Source organism: Micrococcus sp. SL257 (assembly GCF_026625585.1).
In the GTDB taxonomy this organism is placed as follows: domain Bacteria; phylum Actinomycetota; class Actinomycetes; order Actinomycetales; family Micrococcaceae; genus Micrococcus; species Micrococcus luteus.
The window spans coordinates 1,151,375-1,175,221 of record NZ_CP113053.1; the positions used below are offsets into that span (position 1 = coordinate 1,151,375).

Annotated in this window: 24 protein-coding genes; 14 read left to right on the forward strand and 10 right to left on the reverse strand. The window is 73.3% G+C overall.

All coding sequences use genetic code 11. The annotated features are described in order from the left end of the window. The first annotated feature begins 3 nt into the window (after positions 1-3). The 7 genes from OVA32_RS05465 (at position 4) to OVA32_RS05495 (ending at position 8,598) form a co-directional block, all read left to right on the forward strand. On the forward strand, positions 4-1,194 hold the full coding sequence (locus tag OVA32_RS05465; RefSeq protein WP_049147579.1) for an ABC transporter permease: 1,191 nt from the start codon (positions 4-6) through the stop codon (positions 1,192-1,194). Then, positions 1,191-3,071 (forward strand): ABC transporter ATP-binding protein, encoded by a 1,881-nt coding sequence (locus OVA32_RS05470; RefSeq protein ID WP_095353687.1) that lies wholly within the window; start codon positions 1,191-1,193, stop codon positions 3,069-3,071. The genes OVA32_RS05465 and OVA32_RS05470 overlap by 4 nt, the downstream gene beginning before the upstream one ends. 148 nt (positions 3,072-3,219) lie before the next feature. Next, positions 3,220-5,130, forward strand: coding sequence for a translational GTPase TypA (gene typA, locus OVA32_RS05475; RefSeq protein WP_036316461.1), 1,911 nt, complete (start codon positions 3,220-3,222; stop codon positions 5,128-5,130). Then, a complete protein-coding gene (locus OVA32_RS05480; protein WP_060973537.1) occupies positions 5,123-5,689 on the forward strand; it encodes a hypothetical protein in 567 nt (188 codons plus the stop codon). Before typA ends, OVA32_RS05480 begins: the two co-directional genes overlap by 8 nt. Continuing rightward, on the forward strand, positions 5,686-6,012 hold the full coding sequence (gene fdxA, locus OVA32_RS05485; RefSeq protein WP_002855160.1) for a ferredoxin: 327 nt from the start codon (positions 5,686-5,688) through the stop codon (positions 6,010-6,012). Before OVA32_RS05480 ends, fdxA begins: the two co-directional genes overlap by 4 nt. Positions 6,013-6,017: 5 nt before the next feature. Then, positions 6,018-7,163 (forward strand): succinyldiaminopimelate transaminase, encoded by a 1,146-nt coding sequence (dapC, locus tag OVA32_RS05490; RefSeq protein ID WP_060973536.1) that lies wholly within the window; start codon positions 6,018-6,020, stop codon positions 7,161-7,163. Between the two features lie 148 nt (positions 7,164-7,311). Next, entirely contained in the window at positions 7,312-8,598 is a 1,287-nt protein-coding gene (locus OVA32_RS05495; RefSeq protein WP_073117070.1) for a citrate synthase, read from the forward strand. A gap of 96 nt (positions 8,599-8,694) precedes the next feature. On the opposite strand, the gene OVA32_RS05500 is transcribed toward OVA32_RS05495, so the two are convergent. Both OVA32_RS05500 and dapD read right to left on the reverse strand, forming a co-directional pair. Continuing rightward, entirely contained in the window at positions 8,695-9,702 is a 1,008-nt protein-coding gene (locus OVA32_RS05500) for a hypothetical protein (RefSeq protein ID WP_036316469.1), read from the reverse strand. Between the two features lie 259 nt (positions 9,703-9,961). Next, the gene (dapD, locus tag OVA32_RS05505) at positions 9,962-10,927 is read right to left on the reverse strand and encodes a 2,3,4,5-tetrahydropyridine-2,6-dicarboxylate N-succinyltransferase (RefSeq protein ID WP_036382673.1); all 966 of its coding nucleotides are present in this window, start codon (positions 10,925-10,927) and stop codon (positions 9,962-9,964) included. 69 nt (positions 10,928-10,996) lie between these two features. On the opposite strand from dapD, the gene dapE reads away from it, so the two are divergent. Continuing rightward, positions 10,997-12,133, forward strand: coding sequence for a succinyl-diaminopimelate desuccinylase (dapE, locus tag OVA32_RS05510; protein ID WP_267715699.1), 1,137 nt, complete (start codon positions 10,997-10,999; stop codon positions 12,131-12,133). Between the two features lie 73 nt (positions 12,134-12,206). Here dapE and OVA32_RS05515 read toward each other — a convergent pair whose 3' ends face one another. The 4 genes from OVA32_RS05515 to OVA32_RS05530 all read right to left on the reverse strand — a co-directional run bounded on the left by OVA32_RS05515 (position 12,207) and on the right by OVA32_RS05530 (position 15,553). Further along, the gene (locus OVA32_RS05515; protein WP_206451149.1) at positions 12,207-13,094 is read right to left on the reverse strand and encodes an amino acid ABC transporter permease; all 888 of its coding nucleotides are present in this window, start codon (positions 13,092-13,094) and stop codon (positions 12,207-12,209) included. Continuing rightward, positions 13,091-13,771 carry an amino acid ABC transporter permease gene (locus OVA32_RS05520; protein ID WP_036339190.1) on the reverse strand — a complete coding sequence of 227 codons (681 nt, stop codon included), beginning with the start codon at positions 13,769-13,771 and terminating at the stop codon, positions 13,091-13,093. Before OVA32_RS05520 ends, OVA32_RS05515 begins: the two co-directional genes overlap by 4 nt. Before the next feature lie 105 nt (positions 13,772-13,876). Next, entirely contained in the window at positions 13,877-14,770 is an 894-nt protein-coding gene (locus OVA32_RS05525) for a glutamate ABC transporter substrate-binding protein (protein ID WP_095694771.1), read from the reverse strand. A 48-nt stretch (positions 14,771-14,818) separates the two neighbouring features. Beyond that, positions 14,819-15,553 carry an amino acid ABC transporter ATP-binding protein gene (locus OVA32_RS05530; RefSeq protein WP_267715832.1) on the reverse strand — a complete coding sequence of 245 codons (735 nt, stop codon included), beginning with the start codon at positions 15,551-15,553 and terminating at the stop codon, positions 14,819-14,821. A 178-nt stretch (positions 15,554-15,731) separates the two neighbouring features. On the opposite strand from OVA32_RS05530, the gene OVA32_RS05535 reads away from it, so the two are divergent. The 3 genes from OVA32_RS05535 to OVA32_RS05545 all read left to right on the forward strand — a co-directional run bounded on the left by OVA32_RS05535 (position 15,732) and on the right by OVA32_RS05545 (position 17,227). After that, a complete protein-coding gene (locus OVA32_RS05535; RefSeq protein WP_095347505.1) occupies positions 15,732-16,535 on the forward strand; it encodes a TIGR00730 family Rossman fold protein in 804 nt (267 codons plus the stop codon). Next, positions 16,532-16,876 (forward strand): hypothetical protein, encoded by a 345-nt coding sequence (locus OVA32_RS05540; protein ID WP_012751007.1) that lies wholly within the window; start codon positions 16,532-16,534, stop codon positions 16,874-16,876. Before OVA32_RS05535 ends, OVA32_RS05540 begins: the two co-directional genes overlap by 4 nt. 180 nt (positions 16,877-17,056) lie before the next feature. Further along, on the forward strand, positions 17,057-17,227 hold the full coding sequence (locus tag OVA32_RS05545; protein WP_002855133.1) for a DUF3117 domain-containing protein: 171 nt from the start codon (positions 17,057-17,059) through the stop codon (positions 17,225-17,227). 78 nt (positions 17,228-17,305) lie between these two features. Here the strand turns inward: OVA32_RS05545 and OVA32_RS05550 are convergent, their stop codons facing one another. Then, the gene (locus OVA32_RS05550; RefSeq protein WP_036339203.1) at positions 17,306-17,956 is read right to left on the reverse strand and encodes an O-methyltransferase; all 651 of its coding nucleotides are present in this window, start codon (positions 17,954-17,956) and stop codon (positions 17,306-17,308) included. Between the two features lie 196 nt (positions 17,957-18,152). Between OVA32_RS05550 and OVA32_RS05555 the strand changes: the two genes are divergently transcribed. Together OVA32_RS05555 and OVA32_RS05560 are read left to right on the forward strand one after the other, a co-directional pair. Beyond that, positions 18,153-19,025: a zf-HC2 domain-containing protein gene (locus tag OVA32_RS05555; RefSeq protein WP_036316484.1), complete on the forward strand. Its 873-nt coding sequence runs from the start codon at positions 18,153-18,155 to the stop codon at positions 19,023-19,025. Between the two features lie 60 nt (positions 19,026-19,085). Beyond that, on the forward strand, positions 19,086-19,694 hold the full coding sequence (locus tag OVA32_RS05560) for a Sec-independent protein translocase TatB (RefSeq protein ID WP_145951353.1): 609 nt from the start codon (positions 19,086-19,088) through the stop codon (positions 19,692-19,694). Between the two features lie 48 nt (positions 19,695-19,742). Here the strand turns inward: OVA32_RS05560 and OVA32_RS05565 are convergent, their stop codons facing one another. Genes OVA32_RS05565 through OVA32_RS05575 form a run of 3 tightly spaced genes read right to left on the reverse strand, consistent with a single transcriptional unit; the run spans position 19,743 to position 22,975 of the window. After that, positions 19,743-20,891 carry an Mrp/NBP35 family ATP-binding protein gene (locus OVA32_RS05565; RefSeq protein ID WP_063189570.1) on the reverse strand — a complete coding sequence of 383 codons (1,149 nt, stop codon included), beginning with the start codon at positions 20,889-20,891 and terminating at the stop codon, positions 19,743-19,745. Beyond that, on the reverse strand, positions 20,888-21,667 hold the full coding sequence (locus OVA32_RS05570; protein ID WP_145951354.1) for a DUF1003 domain-containing protein: 780 nt from the start codon (positions 21,665-21,667) through the stop codon (positions 20,888-20,890). The genes OVA32_RS05565 and OVA32_RS05570 overlap by 4 nt, the downstream gene beginning before the upstream one ends. Positions 21,668-21,706: 39 nt before the next feature. Further along, the gene (locus OVA32_RS05575; RefSeq protein ID WP_036316492.1) at positions 21,707-22,975 is read right to left on the reverse strand and encodes a magnesium transporter MgtE N-terminal domain-containing protein; all 1,269 of its coding nucleotides are present in this window, start codon (positions 22,973-22,975) and stop codon (positions 21,707-21,709) included. Between the two features lie 92 nt (positions 22,976-23,067). Between OVA32_RS05575 and OVA32_RS05580 the strand changes: the two genes are divergently transcribed. Further along, a complete protein-coding gene (locus OVA32_RS05580; RefSeq protein ID WP_267715704.1) occupies positions 23,068-23,844 on the forward strand; it encodes a general stress protein in 777 nt (258 codons plus the stop codon). The last annotated feature ends 3 nt before the right edge of the window (positions 23,845-23,847 follow it).

The following is a 23,847-nucleotide window of genomic DNA, read 5'->3' on the forward strand; positions in this document are numbered from 1 at the left end:
CAGATGACCACCAACAACTCCTCGACGACGGGCGCGCAGCTCGACGAGAAGCAGATCTTCGACCTCGCGGAGGCGGAGGACGCCAAGCTCCGCGCCAAGGCCGGGAAGTCCTACTCCCAGGGCGCCCTGGTCCGCAAGCGGTTCTTCCGCCACAAGGCGGCGATGATCTCCCTGATCGTGCTGGTCTTCATCACGCTGATGGCGTTCTCCTCCATCGGCTTCGCCGGCATCCCCGGCTGGTGGGACAAGTCCTACACGGCCGCGGCCTCCGTGGTGAACGGCGGTCGCCCGACGCTGTCGGTCGTGCCGCAGGCCTTCGGGGGCGAGGGCCTCCGCTGGGGCGAGCACCCCTTCGGCCAGGACACCACGGGCAAGGACTACTTCGCCCTCGTGATGCGCGGGACCCAGCAGTCCATGATCATCGCGGCCATCGTGGGCCTGCTCTCCACCGTGATCGGCGCGATCGTCGGCGCCGTGTCCGGGTACTTCGGCGGCTGGGTCGACTCCGTCCTGATGCGCCTGACCGACCTGATCATCGTCATCCCGCTGCTCGTGCTCGCCGCGGTGCTCGGCCAGATGGCCAGCGGCATGAAGATGGGCATCCTCCCGCTCGCGGTGGTGCTCGGCCTCGTGTCCTGGACGTCCCTGGCCCGCCTCGTGCGCGGCGAGGTCCTGTCCCTGCGCGAGAAGGAGTTCGTGGCGGCCGCCGTCGCCATGGGCGCCAAGCCGGGCCGCCTGATCTTCAAGCACCTGTTGCCCAACACGATCGGCGTGATCGTCGTGAACGCGACGTTCGCGATCGCGGGCGCGGTGCTGCTGGAGACCTCGCTGTCCTTCCTCGGCTTCGGCGTGAAGGCGCCGGACTCGTCCCTGGGCCTGCTCATCTCCGACTACCAGAACGCGTTCACCACCCGTCCGTGGCTGTTCTGGTGGCCCGGCATGATCATCCTCGCGATCGCCCTGTCCGTGAACTTCCTCGGCGACGGCCTGCGCGACGCCTTCGACCCGCGCCAGGGCGCGGGCGCCCACCGCAGGCCCCGCTTCTTCGGCCGCCGCGCGGCCGCCACCGAGGCCGGTGCGACGACGGCGGGCGGTCTGGCCGCGGCCCCGACGGCCGGTCGGATCGAGGCCCCCGTGGAGGAGGCCGGCGGATCCGCACGGATCTCCGACGCGGACGAGGACGGTCAGCGATGAGCGCGAACGACAAGAAAGGCCGATCCATGTTCGGCAAGAAGAACGAGAACGACGTGACCGCCGACGGGCAGGGCTCGCACGCGGCGTCGTCGGCAGACCTCGAGGCGCGCGGCGCCGCCGTGCCCGGCTCCTCCGGCGCCGGCGGCGTGCCTCCGGGCCCCGCGACGAGCGCGATGGGCGTCGTGGCCCGCCACGACGACCTGGGCGGCGAGCCGGTGCTCGCCTTCCGCGACGTGGACGTGAAGTTCGCGACCGAGTTCGGCGAGGTGCACGCGGTCAAGGGCGTGACGTTCGACGTCAAACCCGGCGAGGTCGTCGCCCTCGTGGGCGAGTCCGGCTCCGGCAAGTCCGTCACGAGCGCCACCGCCATGGGCCTGCTCCCGGGCAATGCGGACGTCACCGGCTCCGTGCAGCTGGCCGGCCGCGACGTGCTCACCATGACCCCGGGGCAGCTGCGCGACATCCGCGGCGACGAGGTGGCGATGGTGTTCCAGGAGCCCATGACGGCCCTGAACCCCGTCCTCACCGTGGGAGACCAGCTCACGGAGGCCCTCGAGCTGCACGGCATCGCCTACGGCACCGAGGCGGACAAGCGCGCCGTCGAGCTGCTCACCATGGTGGGCATCCCCGACGCCGCCACCCGGCTCAAGCAGTACCCCCACCAGTTCTCGGGCGGCCAGCGCCAGCGCATCGTCATCGCGATGGCGATCAGCTGCTCGCCGAAGGTGATCATCGCGGACGAGCCCACCACGGCGCTCGACGTGACGGTCCAGGCCGAGATCCTGGAGCTGCTGCGCTCCCTGAAGAACAAGATGAACACCGGCATCCTGCTCATCACGCACAACATGGGCGTGGTGGCGGACATGGCGGACCGGGTGTGCGTGATGCTCCACGGCGAGCTCGTGGAGCAGGGCTCGGTGCACCAGGTGCTCCAGCACGCCCGGCACCCGTACACCCAGAAGCTGCTCTCGGCGGTGCCGCGCCTCGGCGAGCCCCTCGAGGTGGCAGAGCCGGAGCCGGTCACGGCCACGCAGACGCAGGCCCGGTACGCGATCGAGGCGGAGAACCTCCACCTCGAGTACGACCACCGCGGCAAGAAGAACCGCGTGGTCCACGACGTCAGCTTCCAGGTGGCCCCGGGCGAGATCCTGGGCCTGGTGGGCGAGTCCGGCTCGGGCAAGTCCACCATCGCCAAGTCGGTCCTCGGCCTGCTCACCATCGCGGAGGGCTCGCTGCGCATCCAGGGCCACGACCTGGCGACGATGCCCAAGGCCGAGCAGCGCGCCCTGCGCAAGAACATCGGCGTGGTCTTCCAGGACCCGGCGGCCTCGCTGGACCCGCGGTTCCCGATCGGCGACATCATCACCGAGCCGATGGTCGTGCACAAGGTGGGGGACCGGCGCTCGCGCCTCGCCCGCGCCGAGGAGCTGCTGGACGCGGTGCGTCTGCCGCGCTCCGTGGTGAACCGGTACCCGCACGAGCTCTCCGGCGGTCAGCGCCAGCGCATCTCGATCGCCCGCGCCCTGACCCTGGACCCCCAGGTGCTCATCGCGGACGAGCCGACCTCGGCCCTCGACGTGTCCGTCCAGGCCGCCGTGCTGGACATGTTCGCGGAGCTGCAGCAGCGCTACGAGTTCGCGTGCCTGTTCGTGTCCCACGACCTCGCGGTGGTGGACATGCTGGCCCACAAGGTGCTCGTCCTCAAGGACGGCCGCCAGGTGGAGCAGGGCCCCACGGAGGAGGTGCTCCACCGTCCGAAGGAGGAGTACACCCGTCGCCTCCTGGCGGCGGCGCCCGTGCCGGACCCGGACCAGCAGGCGGAGCGTCGCCAGGAGCGCCGCGAGTTCCTCGCCTCCCTCGGCGAGGGCGTCTACTGACCGCGCGGGTCGGCGGCGGGCGCGTCCCGCCGCCGGCCCCGGGCCCACCGGCCCGCCTGTCCACGGCGGCCCCTGCGCGTACAATCGCACGGGGGCCGCCGTCGTCGTGCGCCTCCACCCCTTTGATGTCGAACCGGACAGGACGCCCATGACCTCGACCGAAACCCGCCGCTCCGATCTGCGCAACGTGGCCATCGTGGCCCACGTGGACCATGGCAAGACCACGATGGTGGACGCCATGCTGCGCCAGACCGGTGCCTTCAACACGCACGGCGACGTCGCCGAGCGGGTCATGGACTCCGGGGACCTGGAGAAGGAGAAGGGGATCACGATCCTCGCCAAGAACACCACGGTGTTCTACTCCGGCCCGTCCGCCCCCGAGGGCGAGACCGTCACCATCAACGTGATCGACACCCCCGGCCACGCCGACTTCGGCGGCGAGGTGGAGCGCGGCCTGTCCATGGTGGACGGCGTCGTGCTGCTCGTGGACTCCTCCGAGGGCCCGCTGCCCCAGACCCGCTTCGTGCTCCGCAAGGCCCTCGCGGCCAAGCTGCCCGTGATCCTCGTGGTCAACAAGACGGACCGCCCGGACGCGCGCATCGACGGGGTCGTCTCCGACTCCATGGACCTGCTGCTCGGCCTGGCCTCGGACCTGGCCGAGGAGGACCCGGACCTGGACCTCGACTCGGTGTTGGACGTCCCCGTCGTCTACGCCTCGGGCAAGGCCGGCCGCGCCTCCCTGACCCAGCCCGCCGACGGCGCCCTGCCGGAGGCCGAGGACCTCGAGGCCCTCTTCAACGTGATCATGGAGCACATCCCGGCCCCGTCCTACACCGAGGGCGAGGTCCTCCAGGCGCACGTCACCAACCTGGACGCCTCCCCGTTCCTCGGCCGCCTCGCGCTGCTGCGCATCTTCAACGGCACCCTCCGCAAGGGCCAGCAGGTCGCGTGGGCCCGCCAGGACGGCGCCCTGAAGACCGTGAAGATCACCGAGCTGCTGGCCACCAAGGGCCTCGAGCGCGTGCCCGCGGAGGAGGCCGGCCCGGGCGAGATCGTCGCCGTCGCCGGCATCGAGGACATCATGATCGGCGAGACCCTCACCGACGCGGAGAACCCGAAGCCGCTGCCGCTGATCACGGTGGACGACCCGGCCATCTCCATGACCGTGGGCATCAACACCTCCCCGCTGGCCGGCCGCGTCAAGGGCGCCAAGGTCACGGCCCGCCAGGTGAAGGACCGCCTGGACAAGGAGCTGATCGGCAACGTCTCGCTCAAGGTGCTCCCCACCGAACGCCCGGATGCGTGGGAGGTGCAGGGCCGCGGCGAGCTCGCCCTGGCCATCCTCGTGGAGCAGATGCGCCGCGAGGGCTTCGAGCTCACCGTGGGCAAGCCGCAGGTGGTCACCCGGACCGTGGACGGCAAGGTCCACGAGCCGATGGAGCGCATGACCATCGACATCCCCGAGGAGTTCATGGGCGCGGTCACGCAGCTCATGGCCGCCCGCAAGGGCCGCATGCAGGAGATGTCCAACCACGGCACGGGCTGGATCCGCATGGAGTTCCTGGTCCCGGCCCGCGGCCTGATCGGGTTCCGCACCCGCTTCCTCACCGAGACCCGCGGCGCAGGCATCGCCTCCTCCTACGCGGCCGGCTACGAGCCGTGGACCGGCGAGATCGAGTACCGCACCAACGGCTCCCTCGTGGCCGACCGGGCGGGCACCGCCACGCCGTTCGCCATGATCAACCTGCAGGAGCGCGGCACCTTCTTCGTGCAGCCCGGCGCCGAGGTGTACGAGGGCATGATCGTGGGCGAGAACTCGCGCGCCGACGACATGGACGTGAACATCACCAAGGAGAAGAAGCTCACCAACATGCGTGCGGCCTCCTCCGAGTCGTTCGAGGGCCTGACGCCCCCGCGCCGGCTCACCCTCGAGGAGTCCCTCGAGTTCGCCCGCGAGGACGAGTGCGTGGAGATCACCCCCGAGGACATCCGCATCCGCAAGGTCGTCCTGGACGCCAACGAGCGCCTGAAGGCCGCGCGCGCCCGCGCCCGTGCCTGATCGCCCCCGCCGCCGCGCCCGGCCCGCCGACGTGGTGGGCGGGACGCTGCTCGGCGTCGTCGCCGGCGCGCTCGGCACCGCCGTCCATCTGAACCTGGCCTCCCTGCCGGGCGGCTGGACCCTGCCCTGGGGTGCGGTGCTGGCGCTCGTGCTCGTCGGCTCGACACAGCGCTGGTGGATGGTCCGACGCGCGGGCCGCGGCGGGCGCGCCCTGCCGGCGGGGGCCGCGGTCGTCGCCGGCGCGTTCACCGCCGTCCTGGCCCTGCAGCGCCTGCCGGTGGACGACGCCCTGGGGTTGTCCTGGACGGCCGGCCTGTGGGCGGCGGCGCCGGGCGCCGTCGTCGCCTCCGTGGCCTGGAACGTCGGCCAGCCGGTGCTCGGTATGGTCCTGTTGGCCGCGGGCCGGCGGCTGGACCGCCGACCCGCGGAGGCCGCCGAGGCCGCCACGCGCCCCCGCCGGGCCACTGTGACCGCCCGCGAAACGCGTCCGGGGGAGCGAGTACCCTGGACCGCAGCCCCGCAACCCCGTGCCCAGAGAGAGGTGGACGGTCAGCCATGACCTACGTGATCGCGTTGCCGTGTGTGGACGTCAAGGACAAGGCGTGCATCGACGAATGCCCCGTGGACTGCATCTACGAGGGTGAGCGCATGCTCTACATCCACCCGGACGAGTGCGTCGACTGCGGTGCGTGCGAGCCGGTGTGCCCCGTCGAGGCCATCTACTATGAGGACGACACCCCCGACGAGTGGGCCGAGTACTACAAGGCCAACGTCGAGTTCTTCGACGACCTGGGCTCCCCGGGCGGCGCCGCCAAGCTGGGCATGATCGCCAAGGACCACCCGATCATCTCCGCCCTGCCCCTGCAGAACGCCGACGCCTGAGCCCCATGCTGACGCTGCCGGACTACCCGTGGGACACGCTCACCCCCTACCGTGAGCGTGCCGCCGCCCACCCGGACGGCGTCGCGGACCTGTCCATCGGAACGCCGGTGGATCCGACGCCGGCGCTGATCCGCCGGGCCCTGACCGAGGCCGCCGACGCGCACGGCTACCCGACGACGCACGGCACGGACGCCCTGCGCCGCGCGGTCGTCGACTGGTACGCCCGGCGCCGCGGGGTGTCCGGGCTGGACCCGGCGGCCGTGGTGCCCACGGTCGGGTCCAAGGAGTTCATCGCGTGGCTGCCCACGCTGCTCGGGCTCGGCGCAGGCGACGTCGTCGTCCACCCCGAGGCCGCCTACCCCACCTATGCGGTGGGCGCGCTGCTGGCCGGGGCGGAGGCCGTGGCCGCGGACGACCTCGACGCGCTGGCGCCCGAGGTGCGTGAGCGGGTGCGCCTCGTGTGGACCAACTCGCCGGCCAACCCCACCGGTGCCGTGCTGGACGCCGCGGCGCTGCGCCGCACGGTCGACGCCGCCCGTGGCGTGGGCGCCGTGGTGTGCGGGGACGAGTGCTACGCCGAGCTCGGCTGGGACGCGTGGGACGGGGCCGTCGTGCCCTGCATCCTGTCCGACGAGGTCTCCGGCGGCGACCTGACGGGCCTGCTGAGCGTCTACTCGCTGTCCAAGCAGTCCAATCTCGCCGGCTACCGCGCCGCGTTCGCCGCGGGGGATCCGGAGCTCGTGGCGACCCTGGTCAACACCCGCAAGCACGCGGGCATGATCGTGCCCGCCCCGGTGCAGCACGCGATGGCCGTGGCCCTGGCCGACGACGCGCACGTCGCGGAGCAGAAGGACCGCTACCGCCGCCGTCGGGACGCGCTGCGCACCGCGCTGGAGGCCTCCGGCCACACGGTGGACCACTCCGAGGCGGGGCTGTACCTGTGGACCCGGCGGGCGGACCTGGACCCGGCCGACGCCACGGCGCAGGACTCGTGGGATCTGCTGGGCGACCTGGCGGACCTGGGCATCATCGCCGGGCCCGGCGTGTTCTACGGCGGCGACGGCTACGTCCGCGTGGCGATCACCGCCACGGACGAGGCGGTCGCCCGGGCCGCGGCGAGACTCACCGCCCGCGGGCCGCGGACCGGCTGAGCCGGGGTCGGGGGCCGTCGTCGGGGGAAGCGACCGCGCGTCCCGGGCCGGTCCTTGATAGTTTGGAGCAGAGTCGTCCCCGTGTGGGCGCGCCCACGCCGGCGCGTGAACCCGGGCCATCGAGAAGAGAAGACGAGGGAGCACACCCGTGACCCATCACGAGTCCGTCCGGCTGACCGTCGGCGAGCAGAGCCTGGACCTGGGCGTCGAGCACGCCACAGAGGGCAACAACGGCATCAACATCGCCCCGCTCCTGAAGGAGACCGGCGACGTCACCTACGACCCGGGCTTCATGAACACGGCGAACGCCAAGTCGGCCGTCACGTTCATCGACGGCGACCAGGGCATCCTGCGCTACCGCGGCTACGCCATCGAGGACCTCGCCGAGCACTCCTCCTTCATGGAGGTGGCCTACCTGCTCATCTACGGCGAGCTGCCCGAGTCCAAGGAGACCCTGGAGGCCTGGGAGACCAACATCCTGCGCCACAACATGGTGCACGAGGACCTCAAGCTGTTCTTCAACGGCTTCCCGCGGGACGCGCACCCCATGCCGGTGCTGTCCTCCTCCGTGTCCGGGCTGTCCACGTTCTACCCGGACTCCCTGGACCCCCACGACCCGGAGCAGGTCCACATCTCCACCGTGCGCCTGCTCGGCAAGCTGCCGGTGCTGGCCTCCTACGCGTTCAAGAAGTCGCTGGGTCAGCCGTTCATGTACCCGCACAACTCGCTGAACTACGTGGAGAACTTCCTCCGCCTGTGCTTCGGCGTGCCGGCCGAGGAATACGACATCGACCCGGACGTGGTCAAGGCCCTCGACCTGCTGCTCATGCTGCACGCGGACCACGAGCAGAACGCCTCCACCTCGACGGTGCGCCTGGTCGGCTCCACCCAGGCCAACCTGTTCGCCTCGGTGTCCGCCGGCATCAACGCCCTCTACGGCCCGCTGCACGGTGGCGCCAACGAGGCCGTGCTGAACATGCTCCGGAAGATCAAGTCGGAGGGCATCACGCCCGAGGACTTCATGGAGAAGGTGAAGAACAAGGAGGACGGCGTCCGTCTGATGGGCTTCGGGCACCGCGTGTACAAGAACTACGACCCGCGGGCCAAGATCATCAAGAAGACCGCCGAGGACATCCTGGGCAAGATGGGTGGCAACGACGAGCTGCTGGAGATCGCCCAGCGTCTCGAGGAGAAGGCCCTCGCCGACGACTACTTCGTGGAGCGCAAGCTCTACCCGAACGTCGACTTCTACACCGGCGTGATCTACAAGGCCATGGGCTTCCCGGAGAAGATGTTCACCGTCCTCTTCGCCCTGGGCCGCCTGCCCGGCTGGATCGCCCAGTGGCGCGAGCTCATGGAGGACCCGGCCACCAAGATCGGCCGCCCGCGCCAGATCTACGTGGGCGAGCAGCTGCGCCAGTACCCGCAGCGCTGACCCGGGGGCGCTGACCCTGCGTTGGGGGGCGGTTTCGGGTGGTATTCCGACGGAATACCACCCGAAACCGCCCCCAATGCGTTCGCCGGAGCGTCTTCATGTCGAGGCGGAGTGGCCGAGGCGGCGTCGGACCACCGCGACGACGCCACGGAAGTCCTCGCGCCCATCGGCCCAGGTGACGCGGAGCGTCGTCCAGCCGCGCGCCTGCCCGTAGCGGTCCCGGCGGGCGTCGCGCGCCTGCTGCTCCCGCGTGCGGTGCCCCGCACCGTCGTACTGCAGGGCCAGGCGCACGTGACGGTAGGCCACGTCGGCCACGGGGGAGAAGGGGTCCCCGGGCTCAATCGCGGCCTGCAGCTCCGGCTCCGGCAGCCCGCCGGCCACGAGGGCGAGGCGCAGGCGGGTCTCGGGCGGCGAGTCCGCCCCGACGCGAACGGAATCCAGCGCCTCCCGGGCGGCCGGGCGGCCATGGAAGCGTCCGGACGCGCGCAGCGCGGACCGCAGCGCGGCGATCGTGGTGGCCGGATCCGTCCGGCCCGCGGGCGTCCACGGGTGCCTGACGGCGTGGTCGCCGGCGGCCACGAGGTCCTCGAACGTCCACGGGGGCGTCAGGGAGCACAGGTCCAGCCAGGTGCGATCGACGGTGGTGACGCGCAGGCCGTGCACGTGCGTGACGAACTCGGGCGCCAGCGGCCTGCGGTGGTCCATCAGCCCGGCCCGCCGGACGCGTCGTGTCCCCCGAGCCACGGTGAGGTGCACCGGCGGGTCGGCCTCGAGCTCGCCCGTCGCCGGGTCGCGCCGCCGCCAGGCTCGCGCGGGCATCGGCAGGCCGTGCAGGTGGGCCGCGGTCTCGTGGGAGAGGACGGCATCCGGGCGCCGGCGCAGAAGCGCGGCGAGGTGATCGGGGGAGAAGCCGTGCCCGGGCTCGGTCAGGCCCAGGTCGGCCCAGCCCGTGCCAGGACGTGCCCGCTGCCGGTGGAAGCCCTGCCCGACCCGCTCCAGGTCCGACCGGCGGGCGCGGTCGGGCGGCAGCCCCAGTCGGGCCAGGTCCGTGGCCAACAGCACGGCGGGCTGGTCGGGCGGCAGAGGAGTCACGACGCGCGGCATGCACCCATCGGACGACGCCGGCGGGGCGCCCGGGGCGCGCTGGCCGCGGCACGGGGACGACGCGCGGGGCGGGCGCTGCTGTGCAGGAGCCGACGGCCCGCGCCGCGTGCCGCCGTCGTCGTCTTCCCGCCCCCGGGCCGCCGGGGAGTTCCGGGGGCGATACTGGGCGTTATCCCGGCGGGATACCACCGGAAATCGCCCCCCCAACGCGGCGGGGAGCGGGGAGGGGAGGGAAGAGCCGCGGGGCGAGTGCGCCGGGTCAGTTCGCGTGCAGCGCCGCGTTCAGTTCGACGGTCCGGCCGGCGCGGGGGAGGGCCTCGACCCCGCCCGTGGTGGAGTTGCGGCGGAACAGCAGGTTCGGCACGCCGGAGAGGTCCACGGCCTTCACGGTCCGCGCCGCCTCGCCGTCCTGCAGCACGCTCACGCGCGTGCCTGCGGTGACGTACAGACCGGCCTCGACCACGCAGTCGTCGCCGACGGAGATGCCCACGCCGGAGTTCGCGCCGAGCAGCACGTGCTCGCCGATCACGATCCGCTGGGTGCCGCCGCCGGAGAGCGTGCCCATGATGGACGCGCCGCCTCCGACGTCGGACCCGTCGCCCACCACGACTCCGGCCGAGATCCGGCCCTCCACCATCGAATGCCCCAGGGTGCCCGCGTTGAAGTTCACGAAGCCCTCGTGCATCACGGTCGTCCCCTCGGCCAGGTGGGCGCCCAGGCGCACCCGGTCCGCGTCGCCGATGCGCACCCCGGAGGGCACGACGTAGTCCGTCATGCGCGGGAACTTGTCCACGCCGTACACCTGCACGGCGCCGCGGGCACGCAGCCTCGCCCGCGTCAGCTCGAAGTCCGCGACCGCGCAGGGTCCGTGGTTCGTCCACACCACGTTGGTGAGCAGCCCGAAGACGCCGTCGAGGTTGAGCTCGTTCGGCCGCACCAGGCGGTGCGAGAGCACGTGCAGGCGCAGCCACGCGTCCGCGGTGGAGGCCGGGGCGGCGTCCAGGTCGACCTCCAGCTCGACGACGGCCTGCGTGGTCCCGCGGTCCGCGTCGTCCGCGGCGAGGGCGCGCAGGGTGTCGCGCAGCGAGGCGTCCGCAGCGGAGAGCGGACCGGCCACGGGCGCGGGGAACCACACGTCCAGGACGGCGCCGTCGGCGGCCGTGGTGGCCAGGCCGTGGCCGGAGACGAGACGGGGGGAGGGCTGCTGTGCAGCGGTCTGGGTCATGCGCCTCAGCCTAATGAGCGGCCGGGGCACGCTGCAGGGCGGCGAGAGGCCCGTCCGTAGACTGGACACATGAGTCTCACCCCCGTGCCCCTGCCCGACCTCGCCGATCCGGACCTCGACGTCGCGGCGCTCACCGCCATCCTGCTGGACGTGCGCTCCGTCTCGGGGGAGGAGGGGCCGCTGGCCGACGCCGTCGAGCAGGCCCTGCGCGCCCTCGGCGGCCTCGAGGTGCGGCGGTTCGGCGACGCCGTCGTCGCCCGCACCGCTCTGGGGCGGCCGACCCGCGTGATCCTCGCCGGGCACCTGGACACGGTGCCCCTGCCCACCGTGCCGGGCTCGCGCGGGACCGTGCCCTCGGCGTGGGACGGGGACGTGCTGTACGGCCGCGGGGCCGTGGACATGAAGTCCGGCGTCGCCGTGCAGCTGGCCCTGGCCGGCCGCTTCGGCCGCGCGGACGGCCCGACCCCCGTGCACGACGTCACGTGGGTGTTCTACGACCACGAGGAGGTCTCCTCGGACCTCTCGGGCCTCGCCCGCGTGGCCCGCCAGGCCCCCGAGCTGCTGGAGGGCGACTTCGCGGTGCTGCTCGAGCCGACCGACGGCGTCGTGGAGGGCGGCTGCAACGGCACGTGCCGGTACCGCGTCACCTTCCCCGGCGTCGCGGCGCACTCGGGCCGCGCCTGGCGTGGCGACAACGCGATCCACAAGCTGGCCCCCGTGCTCACCGCCCTGGCGGCGTACGTGCCGGCCACGGTCACGGTGGAGGGCCTGGAGTACCGCGAGGGGCTGCACGCGATCCGCGTGGCCGGCGGCGTCGCGGGCAACGTCATCCCGGACGAGGCGTCCGTGGACCTGAACTACCGGTTCGCTCCGGACAAGACCCTCGAGCAGGCCCACGAGCACGTCCGCGCGGTGCTGGAGGGGGCCGGCGTGGACTGGGACGCCCAGGTGCGGATCGACGACGCCTCGCCCGCCGCCCGCCCCGGTCTGGACCGGCCGGCCGCCGCCGCGTTCGTCGCCGCCGTCGGGGGAGAGCCCCAGCCCAAGTACGGGTGGACGGACGTGGCGCGGTTCTCGCAGCTGGGCGTGCCCGCGGTCAACTTCGGCCCCGGTGACGCCCTCCTGGCCCACACGGACGACGAGCACGTGCCCCGCGAGGCGGTCCACGCGTGCCTCGCGGCGCTCGCGGCCTGGCTGGCCGGCTGACCCGACGACGTCGGCCGCCCCCGTCGGCCGCCGCCACCCGCCGGACCCGCGGGCCCGCCGCGGCTCCGCCGGGTCAGGCCGCCGTGGCCGTGGACGCCCCGACGAGCGGGGTCGTGGGGGTGCTGGCGTCGCCGGCCGTCCGCGACGACAGCCGGCGCGAGAGCCGGGTGGCCGCCCAGGTGAGGAGGAAGTTGATGACGATGAAGATCACCGCGGCCACCACGAGGGACTGCAGGATGTTGCCGTTGCCGGAGCCGAGTTGGCGGGCGTACTGCAGGAGTTCGAAGAAGCCGATGAGGTAGCCCAGCGCCGAGTCCTTGAGGATCACCACGAACTGGCTCAGCAGTGAGGGCAGCATGGCGATGAGGGCCTGGGGCACCTCCACGAGCCGCAGGGACTGCATGCTCGTCATGCCCACCGCCGCGGCCGCCTCGCGCTGGCCGCGCGGCAGCGAGCGCACCCCGGAGCGCACCAGTTCCGCGATCACGGACCCGTTGTACAGGGTCAGCGCCGCGATCACCGCGTAGTACGGGCCGTCCTGGGGCTGGATCGCCCCGGTGCGCGCGACCTGCGCGAACAGCTGGTAGAAGAACACCATCATCACGAGCACCGGCACGGCCCGGAAGAACTCCACCACGACGGCGGCCAGCCAGCGCATCGGGCCGAACGGGGCCAGCCGCAGGAAGCCGAACACCAGGCCGAACACCACGGAGGTGACCACGGCGATGCCCGCGGACTGCAGGGTGAACTGCAGGCCCGGCAGGTAGTAGTTCCGCCACGCGTCGCCGTCGACGGCGGCCAGCCAGCGGCGGCCGGAGAGCTGGCCGGTGGCGTTCATCTGGATCAGGACGAGCACCGCCACGGCCAGGACCGCGGCGAGGGCGACGAGGTTGGCGAGGAGGATGCGCCGGCGGGCGATGGGTCCCGGGGCGTCGAAGAGGACGGAGGCCTGGGCGCTCATCGGGCCACCGCCCATTTCTCCGAGGCCCACGTGGTCAGCAGGCCGATGGGGATGACGATCAGGCAGAAGCCGATCGCGAAGGTCAGGAAGATCGCCACCATCACGTCCGGGCTGAACTCGATCATGCGCTTCATCAGGCCCGAGGCCTCCGCCACCGACGCCGCGGCGGCGACGGTGGTGTTCTTGGTCAGCGCGATCACGGTGTTGCCCAGCGGGGTGATGGCCCCGCGCAGCGCCTGGGGCAGGATCACGTGGCGGGCCGCGGGCAGGAAGCCCAGGCCGATGGAGCGGGCGGCCTCGGCCTGCCCGAGCGGGACGGTGTTGACGCCGGAGCGGATCGCCTCGCACATGAACGCCGCGTGGTACAGCGAGAGCGCGATCACGGCGTAGATGAAGAAGTTCAGCGTGAAGTCGGACGAGAAGCTGATCTTCAGCTGCCCCCAGACGGCGAGCACGCCGAGCAGCATGATGATCGTCAGCGGGGTGTTGCGGACCACGTTGACGTAGCCGGTGCCGAGGGCGCGCAGCGAGGGGACGGGCGAGATGCGGAACAGGGCGAGCACCACGCCGAGGGCGAACGAGCCGAGGGTCGCGAGGAACGCGAGCCTGATGTTCGTCCAGAACGCGAGCGGGATGTCCGCGCCGTAGTCCGCGAGGAGCGAGGAGATCGATTCCATGTCTTCTCCGAGGGTCGGGACAGGGCTGACGGGCAGGGGAGCCGCCGGGCGGGCCGAGGGTGACGGTTCAGGTCACGCCCTCGGCCCACCCGGCGCAGGAGGCCGTCAGGCGCAGGGCTCGAACTCGGCGTCCTCGCCGGAGTTCAGCGCCTCGTCGTAGGCGTAGCCCGTGCCCTCGGTGTTGGACTCGAGGGCCTTCTTCCACTCGCCGGAGTCCTTCATCTCCTTGATCGCCTCGTTGATGTCCTCGCAGCGCTCCGAGTCCTTCGGCAGGCCGACGCCGTAGCGCTCCGTGGTGAAGGTGTTGCCGACGACCTTGAACTTGCCCTTGTTGGCGTCGGCGGCGGCCAGGCCCGCGAGGATGATGTCGTCCGTGGTCACGGCGTCCACCTGGCCGGACTCGAGGTAGGTCACGCATTCGGCGTAGCCGCCCTGCTCCACCAGGTTCACGCCGGAGGCGAACTGGTCCTTGATCTTCTGGGCCGAGGTGGAGCCGGTGACGGAGCAGAGGTTCTTCCCGTCGAGGGCCTCGGGGCCGGTGATCGCGGTGTCGTCCGCGCGGACCAGCAGGTCCTGGCCGGCCACGAAGTACGGGCCCGCGAAGTCGACGCGCTCCTTGCGGGCGTCCGTGATGGAGTACGTCGCGAAGATCATGTCGACCTCGCCGTTCTCCAAGGCGTTCTCCCGGTTCGCGGACGGGGTCTGGACCCACTCGATGTCCTTCTCGGCCACGCCGAGCTTGTCCGCCACGTAGCGGGCCACGTCCGTGTCGAAGCCGGTGGGCTGGGCCGAGCCCTCGCGGTAGCCCAGGCCCGGCTGGTCGAACTTGATGCCGATGCGCAGGCGCTCGCCGGAGCCGGACGACGTCGACTCGCCGGCCGAGGACGAGCCGGCGGCGTCGCCACCGCCGCCCTGCGAGGACGACGGCGCGCAGGCGGTGAGGGACAGCGCGGCCGCGGCGGTGACGGCGGACAGGGTCAGGAGCTTCGTGCGGAGCATGGTGCTCTCCTCTGGTTCGGTGCGGATGGGGTGCGACGGGGGACGGGGTCAGTGCGCGAGGATCTTGCCCAGGAAGTCCTGGGCGCGCTCGTGTCGGGGGTTCGTGAAGAAGGTGTCGGGGTCGGTGTCCTCGAGGATGGCGCCGTCGGCCATGAAGACCACGCGGTCCCCGGCCTTGCGGGCGAAGCCCATCTCATGGGTGACCACGACCATGGTCATGCCGCCCTCGGCGAGCTGGACCATGACGTCGAGGACCTCCTGCACCATCTCGGGGTCGAGGGCGGAGGTCGGCTCGTCGAAGAGCAGGGCCTTCGGCTCCATCGCCAGGGCGCGGGCGATGGCCACGCGCTGCTGCTGCCCGCCGGAGAGCTGGGCCGGCATCTTCCTGGCCTGGGCGGCCACGCCCACGCGCTCGAGCAGCTCCATGGCGTGCCGCTCGGCGTCCGCCCGGCGCTTGCCCTTCACCTTGATGGGCCCGAGGGTCACGTTCGCCAGGATCGACTTGTGCGCGAAGAGGTTGAACGACTGGAAGACCATGCCGATCTCGGCGCGCAGTTGGGCGAGCTGCCGGCCCTCGCTGGGGAGCGGCCGCCCGTCGATCAGGATGCGGCCGCCGTCGTCGTCGATGGTCTCGAGCCGGTTGATCGTGCGGCACAGGGTCGACTTGCCGGAGCCCGACGGGCCGAGGACGATCGCCACCTGGCCGCGCGGGATCCGCAGGTCGATCTGTCGGAGGGCGTGGAAGTCGCCGAAGTGCTTGTTCACGCCCTCGAGGACGATCAGGTCGTCGCCTGCGGCACCGCGACGGCGCCGCGTGCCGGCCTCGTCGAGGAGGTGGGCGCCGTGGGGCTGCTCAGGCGTGATCTGCGTCATGCCAATGGAATATAGCGCACGCCACACCCGGCGGGGTGCGCCGTGCGACGCCGGCCCTGGCGGCCCGCCGGCTCGTTAGGCTGACGCCATGGCCCCACATGAGCACCCCTCGGGCGGCGACGTCGCCGCCGCGCCCCAGCGCGTCCGCCGCGGCGGGCAGGTCCTGCGCGGGGAGGCGGCGCACACCCCCACGTTCGACCAGCTCCTCCTCGACGGCCGGCGGCCCGGCGACGCCGCACGCCCCGCCGCCGACGTCACCTCGACGACGTCCGAGGCCTGGCGTGTCCTGCGCATCCAGGCGGAGTTCGTCGAGGGCTTCGGCACCCTCGCGGGGCTGGGTCCCGCGGTCTCCGTGTTCGGCTCGGCGCGCACGCCCGAGGGCAGCGCCGAGTACGCCCTGGCCCACGAGGTCGGGAGCCGCTTGGCCCAGGCCGGGTACACGGTCATCACCGGCGGGGGGCCCGGCACCATGGAGGCCGCCAACCGGGGTGCCCACGAGGCCGGTGGAGAGTCCGTGGGCCTGGGCATCGATCTGCCGTTCGAGACCGGCCTGAACCCCTGGGTGCACGTGGGCGTGGACTTCCGCTACTTCTTCGTCCGCAAGGTCATGTTCCTCAAGTACGCGCAGGGGTTCATCGTGCTGCCCGGCGGCCTCGGCACCCTGGACGAGCTCTTCGAGGCCCTCACCCTCGTGCAGACCGGCACCGTCACCCGCTTTCCCGTGGTCCTCGTGGACCGCGGCTTCTGGAGCCCGCTCGTGGACTGGATCCGCGGCACGCTCGTGGAGCGCGGCATGATCTCGCCCGAGGACCCGGACCTGTTCCACCTCGTGGACACGGCCGAGGAGGCCGTCGCGTGCGTGCTCCGCTCGGCGGGGAGGGCCGACGCGTGAGCGGGCCGCAGTGGATCGTCCTGGTGGCCGTGCTCGTCGTCGTGCTGGCGGCCCTGGCCGCCGCCCTCGCGGGCCGGCTCACGCTCCGGGCCGACGACCCGGCCGGGCGGACGCCGGGGCACCCCGTGCTGCTGCCGGAGCGGCCGCGCGCGGCGGATGTCGACCTGCTGCGGTTGGCCGTCGCGGTGCCCGGCTACCAGCGGGACCAGGTGGACGCCGTCCTGCTGCGGCTGCGGGACGCCCTGGCGCAGTGCGAGGACGAGGTGACCGCCCTGCGGGCCCGGGTGGCCGAGCTCGAGGCCGCCGACCCGTCCCGGAGCGATCCGGCGGGGCGTGCCTGAGTCGCGGACCGGGCTCGGTGCAGGCCATCGTTTGGCGCGAGCACGCGGAATCCGCGATAATGGTGATGTGACCGGCCTCGCGCACGCTCGCGTGCGGGGGCGCCGGAGGCGTCCGGACAGCGCCCGCTCCCGCGGTCGCCGGACGCCGTGACGGGAACATCATCCAGAAGGGAAGTCGCAATGGCCGCCATGAAGCCCCGCACCGGGGACGGTCCCATGGAAGTGACCAAGGAGGGGCGCAGCCTGATCATGCGCGTGCCGATCGACGGCGGCGGCCGTCTCGTGCTGGAGATCAACGCGGACGAGGCCCGCGAGCTCAAGGAGTGCCTCGAGGGCGTCATCCAGGCCTGAGCCCGGACCCCTTCGACGCGGACGCCCCGCGCACCGTCACGGTGCGCGGGGCGTCCGCGTTCCCGGCGACGCCGCGGATCAGCGGCGCACCGCGATCAGCACGCCCGTGCCGGAGGGGACGACGGCGGACAGCCAGTGCTCGTCCTCCCGGATGAGGCGGTCCACCGCCCGGGCGGACACGGTGGACTCGTCGCGCACGGCGGGCCGGGGAACGCGGTCGCCGTCGAGGGCGTCCACCACGACGAGCACGCCGCCGGGGGCGAGCATGCGCGCGGCCTGCTCGACGTCGAACTGACGTGCGGCCGGGTCCCCGTCCACCAGGACCATCTCATAGGCGCCGCTCGTGAGCCGGGGGAGGACGAGCCGGGAGCGCCCCGTGATCATGCGGGTGCGGCTCGTGGGCAGGCGGGCCTCCGAGAACGCCTCGCGGGCCGCGCGCTGTGCCTCCGCGTCCGGGTCCACGGTGGTGAGGACCGTGCGCTCGGGCAGACCGCGCATCAGGGCGAGACCCGAGACGCCGGCGCCCGTGCCCACCTCCACGACCGCCGCGGGGGCACGCGTGGCCGCCAGCACCGTCAACAGGGCCGCCGTCCCCTCACTCACCGGCGGCACCTCCAGCTCGGCGGCGCGCTCGCGGGCGCGCAGGACGACGTCGTCTTCGGTGGCCCGGCTCTCCGACCAGGCCCAGGACGCGTGCTTGTCGGTGGGCTGGGGCTGCAGGGCGCTCATGGGTGACTCCGGGACGACGACGGCGGGACCTCGCCCGCGGCACGGGCGACGCGGGCCAGTGTACGGGTCGGCACGCGGCCGCGACCCAGAGTTCTCCCAGGAGGCGGGCCGATGATGGGAGATGGCACGAACCGGCTCCCGCCATGTGGGAGGCCGTTCGCCGGGCCGAGGACGCGAGGACCGAGGAGGTGGCCGCATGGGACGTCGACACACCCAGCGCCACATGGACGCCTACCTCGAGGGCGCCCTCCCCGCCGCGTCCCGGGCGCGCATCGCCCGCCACCTGGACCGCTGCCCCGAGTGCCGCGCCACGGTCCAGGCCCGGGCCCGCGTGCTCGACGCCGCCCGCACGGTGCACCAGCGTCCGGCGGGCGCCGTCGTGGCCCCGGTGCTGCGCGCCCGCGGCGTCTCCGGCCGCCTCGTGGTGGGGCTGCTCACCTTCGTCGTCCTGCTCGGCGGGCTGTTCACCGCGGTCTGGGTGGCCGGCGCGCCCCGCGCCACGGCCGTGCGCACGGCCCCGACCCCGACGGACACCGTCGCCCTGCCGGCAGCCGGGACCGCGTCGACGGACCGGCGCGGAACCGTCGCGGAGCTGCGGGGTCAGGGCTGGACGGTGCCCTCCCTCGTGGGGGCCGGCCTGGAGCCGCTCACCGTGGACACCGCCCAGACGGCCGAGGACGTGGAGGTCGTCGTCGGCTGGGGTCGGGACGAGCCGACCGTGACCGTCCGCGAGTGCCGACCCCGGATCGTGGGAGCCGCCCCGGAGGGCTGTGCCTCGACCGCGCCCCTGAGCACGGGGGCGCAGGAGCGTCGACTGGCCGGCGGCGGCGTCTACCGGATCGTCCCGGCGGGGGGCGAGGACGGCTGGACGGCCGAGCTGACCACGCCGCAGGCCGCCTACCGCGTGGAGGCCACCCTGCCGGACGAGCGCGCGGACGCGGTCCTCACCCACCTGCTGGTCTCCGAGCGGGCACGGGTGCTCGAGCTGGGCGGCGGAGACGCCGTCGAGGAGCGCCTGGAGCGAGGCCTCGAACGCATCGCGGACGCCGTGCCGCGCCCCCGCGGCTGAGCCGCCCCGCCCCCGCGGCTCCGGGCTGTGGGGCGGTGCCGCTCTAGTAGAGTTCGGAGGGTGTTAGGTATCAACGGCAGCGAGTTCATCATCTTGGCGGTGCTCGCGATCGTCATCCTCGGGCCGGAGAAGCTCCCCGAGTACACGCGCGCCTTCACCGACTGGCTGCGCGTCATGCGCGACAAGGCCGAGGGTGCCAAGGCGCAGTTCAAGGAGGAGACCGGCACGGACTTCGACGAGGTGGACTGGCGCAAGTACGACCCCCGCCAGTACGACCCGCGCCGCATCATCCGCGACGCGCTCCGCGAGCCCGCCGACGGCTCGTCCACGCCCGCGTCCCGGGCGGCGCAGGCGACGGGCATCAGCGCCGAGGACGTGCACGGCGGCCTCACCCACCAGGACCTGGCGGACATGGATCCGCGGACGCTCTTCCGCCGCCCCGCCGGGGGCGGCAGCACCGCCGCCGCGGAGTCCGTCGCCGCCGCACAGACTCGGTCCACCGCGCCCGCCGCGGGGGCGGCCGCCGTGGGCGGTGCCGCCGCAGCCCTGATGGCCTCCGGCCGCGCCGAGGCCCTCGCAGAGGAGCGTCCTGCCGCCGTCGAGACCGCACCGGACCCCCTCGAGCTGCTCGGGCTGGCGCCCGCCCCCTTCGACGTCGACGCGACCTGACGCCGTCGCGCGCGTCGGGTGCCCCGGCCGGGGCGCCGGCACCCGAGGTCAGCGAGGGGTGAACGGCAGGGGTCGCCCGGCCAGCCCGCGCGGTCGCACGGCCACCCGCTGCGCGATCTGCGTCAGCGCCCGGCCCGCGGGGCTCTCCGGCGCGGACACCACCACGGGTTCGCCGGCGTCGCCGCCCGCGCGCAGCGCCGGGTCCAGGGGGACGGTGCCCAGCAGCGGCACCTGAGTGTCCAGCACCCCGGACAGCCGCTCCGCCACCTCGGCACCGCCGCCGGTCCCGAACACATCCAGCACGGTGCCGTCCGGCAGGGTCATCGGCCCCATGTTCTCCACGACGCCGGCCACGGTCTGCCCCGTCTGCTCCGCCAGCTGACCGGCGCGCGCGGCCACCTGCGCGGCGGCGTGCTGCGGCGTGGTCACCACGAGCAGCTCCGAGGCGGGCAGCAGCTGCGCCGTCGAGATCGCGATGTCCCCGGTGCCCGGGGGCAGGTCCACGAGCAGCACGTCCAGGTCGCCCCAGTGCACGTCCGTGACGAACTGCTCGAGCGCGCGGTGCAGCATCGGCCCGCGCCAGGCCACCGGCCGGTCCGCGTCGAGGAACATGCCGATCGAGATGACCTTCACGTCCCGCACCACGGGGGGCAGGATCATCCGGTCCAGCTTGGTCGGGGTGGCGGTCACGCCCAGGAGCCCGGGGATGGAGTAGCCGTGCACGTCCGCGTCGATCAGGCCGACGGCGAGCCCGCGCGCGGCGAGCGCGACCGCGAGGTTGGCCGTGACCGAGGACTTGCCCACGCCGCCCTTGCCCGAGGCCACCGCGAGGACGCGCGTGAGCGTGTCCTTCCCGAACGGGTTCGTCGGCCGGGCCGCGCGCAGGGCGTCCTGTAGCGCCAGGCGGCGCTCGGGCTCCATGACCCCGACGCGCACGTCCACGGACCCGCAGCCGGGCACGTCGGCGACGGCGGCGGCCACGTCCGTCTGGATCGTCCCGCGCAGGGGGCACGCGGCGATCGTGAGCAGGACCGCGACCTCGACGACGCCCGGGGCGGTCTCCAGGACCGACTCCACCATGCCGAGGTCGGTGATCGGGCGGCGGATCTCGGGGTCCTGGACCGTGGCGAGCCGTTCCAGCACCCGGCGCTCGAGGTCGGTGCGGACCTCGGGCACGGGCAGGCCCAGGGCGCTCATCGGCCGCCCCCGTCCACCGGGCCCGCACCGTCGGCGGGACCGGCCGCCGGACCGGACCCGTCGGCCTCGCGGGCCTCCTGGGCCGCGAGGGTGGCGAGCGTGGTGGTCGTGGGCTCGGCGCCGGCGTCGCCGCGCCGCGCATCCCGGCCGCGGCCCTTGGTCTTCTTGTTCTTGCGGGGCTGGGCCTCGGCGCCCGGGAGGCCGGCGCGCAGCTCCTCCCGGATCTCCTCCCGGATCTCCTCCCGCAGCTCGGCGCGCAGCGCCTCGCGAAGGTCGTCCCTGAGGTCGTCCTGGACGCCGCGCAGCTCGCCGCGCACGAAGTCGCGCGTGGCGACCTCCTGGACGGCCAGCCGCAGACCGGCGATCTCGCGGGTGAGGAACTCGGTGTCGGCGAGGTTGCGCTCGGCGCGGTCACGGTCCTCGCGCAGCGCGACCTTGTCCCGGTCGTCCTGGCGGTTCTGCGCCAGCAGGAGCAGGGGTGCGGCGTAGGACGCCTGGAGGGAGAGCATGAGCGTGAGCGCGGTGAAGCCGAGCTCGGCGGAGTCGAACCGCCACTCCATCGGGCCGAACGTGTTCCAGCCCAGCCAGGCGGCGCAGAACAGCGTCATCCAGACGAGGAACTGCGGGGTGCCCATGAAGCGGGCGATGCCCTCGGTGGCCTCGCCGAAGGCGTCCGGGTTCGGGGCCAGCCGGGGCACGCGGCGCCCGCTGGCGCTCAGCGGGGTGTCCAGGCCGGTGCCGCGGCCCGGGCGCAGGTCTCGCGCGGTCTGGGTCATGCTCACACCTCCGGTGTCGTGCGGCGGCGGGCCGCGGGGTCAGGTTGCGGGGCGGGTCTCGGCGTCGTCGAGGTCCATGGCCCGCCAGTCGTCGGGCAGGATGTGGTCGAGCAGGTCGTCCACGCTCACAGCCCCGACGACGCGGTCCTGCTCGTTCACCACGGGGATGCACGTGAGGTTGTAGGTCGCGAGCTCGCGGGTCACGTGGGCGATGGGGGCGAGGTCCGAGACGGCCTCGAGATCCTTGTCCATGATGTTGCCGATCGCCTCCGGCGGCGGGTACCGCAGCAGGCGCTGGAAGTGGACGACGCCGAGGAACCGGCCCGTCGGCGTCTCCAACGGCGGCCGGGCCACGATCACGAGCGAGGCCAGCGCGGGGGAGATCTCCTGCTGTCGGATGGTCGCCATGGCCTCGGCCACGGTGGCCTCCGGGGGGAGGATGACCGGCACGGGGGTCATGAGCGAGCCCGCCGTGCCCTCCTCGTACTCGAGCAGGCGCCGGACGTCCTCGGCGTCCTCCGGCTCCATGCGTTCGAGCAGCAGCTCCTGCTGGGAGTCGGGCAGCTCGTGGAGCAGGTCCGCCGCGTCGTCCGGGTCCATCTCCTCCAGGACGTCGGCGGCGCGGTCGATGTCCAGCTGGGAGAGGATCTGCACCTGGTCGTCGTCGGGCAGCTCCTGGAGCACGTCCGCGAGGCGTTCGTCCTGCAGCTCGCTGGCGACCTCGACGCGGCGCTTCTCCGACATGTCGTGGAGCATGTCCGCCAGGTCGGCGGGCTTGAGGTCCTCGTGCGCGGCGAGGAAGCTCGTGGCCCCCTGCGGGTCGGCCTGCGCCGTCCAGCGGGCCTCGTCCCAGTTCAGCAGGAGGTGCTCGCCCCGCTGGGCGCGGCCGAAGGGGCCGCGGCCGACGATGCGGCGCACGTACAGGTCCGAGACCAGCCAGTCGCCGTTGCGCTGCTGCTCCAGCCCGATGTCCTCCAGGAAGGCCTCGCCCGACCCGTCGGAGAGGCGCACCTTCCGGTCGAAGAGGTCGGCGGCCACCATCTGCTCGGCGCCACGGCGGGAGAACCGGCGCAGGTTGATCAGCCCGGTCGTGATGATCCGGCCCGAGTCCATGGACGTCACCCGCGTCATCGGGACGAAGACGCGCTTCTTGCCGGGGACCTCGATCACGAGGCCGGTGGCGAACGGGGCTGCGGCGGGGCCGCGGTCCAGCACGACGACGTCGCGCAGCCGTCCCAGGCGGTCGCCGAGGGGGTCGAAGACGTCCAGGCCCAGCAGGCGGGCCACGAAGATCTTGGGGGAGCTCACCGACCCAGCCTACGGCGTGCCGGACCGCGGCTCCGTGTCCGCGGACGGCGGACCGCCGCCCGCCCGGGCGCCGGGCCGGGCACAATGGGTCCATGTCGTTCATGATGCCCAGCCCTCAGCCCGGCGCCGAGCAGGGCCTGCCCCGCGGCGAACTCCTGGCCACCTACGCCAACTACGCGCAGGCGCGCGAGCAGGTGGACCGCCTCGCCGCCACGGACTTCCCCGTGAGCGCCGTGTCGATCGTGGGCAAGGACCTGCGGGTCGTGGAGCGGGTGCGCGGCCGGCTGAACTACGCCCAGGTGGCGTTGTCGGCGGGAGTGCGCGGCGTGTTCTTCGGTGGACTGATCGGCGTGTTCCTCTACCTGCTGGCCCCCGAGGCCGGCCCGGGGCAGATCCTCACCTCCATGCTGCTGGGCCTGGCGGTGTGGCTGATCTTCGGCGTGATCGGCTTCGCGATGCGTCGGGGCCAGCACGGCTTCGCGTCCTCGCAGGCCGTCGTGCCCACGGCCTTCGACCTCGTGGTCGCGTTCGACCACGCCGCCCGCGCCCGCCAGGAGCTGGGCCTGGGCGGTGCCGCGGCCCCGACGCCGCCCGCGGCCCCGCAGCCGGCGCCCGCGCCCGCCGCGGAGGAGGCCGAGGACGGGCCCGTGCAGGCCACCCCGGCCGCCGCGCCGTCGTCGGGCGGGTCCCACGCGGCGCCCGCTCCCGGCGGACCCGAGGCGCCGGCCCGGCCCGTCCCGGAGGCGGACCCCGCGCCCACCGGCCTGGACCGCTCCTACGGCGTGACCCTGCCCCCGGAGGAGGTCGCCAAGCTCATCGAGGCGCGCGGCGGCCACCCGCCCCGGCCCCAGGACGAGCCGCGCGGCTGAGCC